Source organism: Actinotalea sp. C106 (assembly GCF_023630195.1).
GTDB lineage: Bacteria > Actinomycetota > Actinomycetes > Actinomycetales > Cellulomonadaceae > Actinotalea.
The window spans coordinates 1-695 of sequence record NZ_JALPKN010000600.1; the positions used below are offsets into that span (position 1 = coordinate 1).

1 protein-coding gene is annotated in these 695 nt (G+C 74.5%); it reads left to right on the forward strand.

All coding sequences use genetic code 11. From position 1 onward, the window contains the following. Positions 1 to 116: 116 nt before the first annotated feature. Positions 117 to 554, forward strand: a complete 438-nt coding sequence (locus tag L0B03_RS18725; protein WP_250448616.1) for a CoA-binding protein — start codon at positions 117 to 119, stop codon at positions 552 to 554. Positions 555 to 695 lie beyond the last annotated feature (141 nt).

Genomic DNA, 695 nt, shown 5'->3' on the forward strand with positions numbered 1-695 from the left:
AGACCTGCGCCCTGCCCGGGGCACCCACGACCAGCGCTGCCGGGCCCTCAGGGGCAGCTGGCGACGCGCCACCGGCCCGCACGTGGACCGGCCCGACCGCCCCCGCGCGCCTTGAGATCCTGCGCCGCACGCGCTCGATCGCGATCGTCGGGGCCTCGGCCAACGCGTCCCGGGCGAGCTACTTCGTCGCGACGTACCTGCTGTCCTCATCACCGTACGACGTCTACTTCGTCAACCCGCGGGCCACCGAGATCCTGGGCCGTCCGGTCTACCCGTCCCTCGAGGCGCTACCCGTGGTCCCCGACCTGGTCGACGTGTTCCGTCGCCACGACGACCTGCCCACCGTGCTCGACGAGACCCTCGCCGTGGGTGCCCGCACCCTCTGGCTGCAGCTGGGCTCCTGGCACGAAGAGGTCGCCCGGAGGGCCGAGGCCGCCGGGCTCGAGGTCGTCATGGACCGGTGCGTCAAGATCGAGCACGCCCGCTTCCACGGCGGCCTGCACCTCGCCGGGTTCAACACCGGGGTCATCAGCTCGCGTCGCGCCCTGGGCTGAGGTCGCGCCCTGGGCTGAGGAGCGGCGGTGACCAGCGCGCCCCGCGCAGGTCCGCCCGCTCCCCCACCGCGTCCCGACCAGCACCGCCGCGCAGCGGGCAGCCCTCCTCGTGCAACCGGCGCAGCGCTTCCGCGCGGTGCC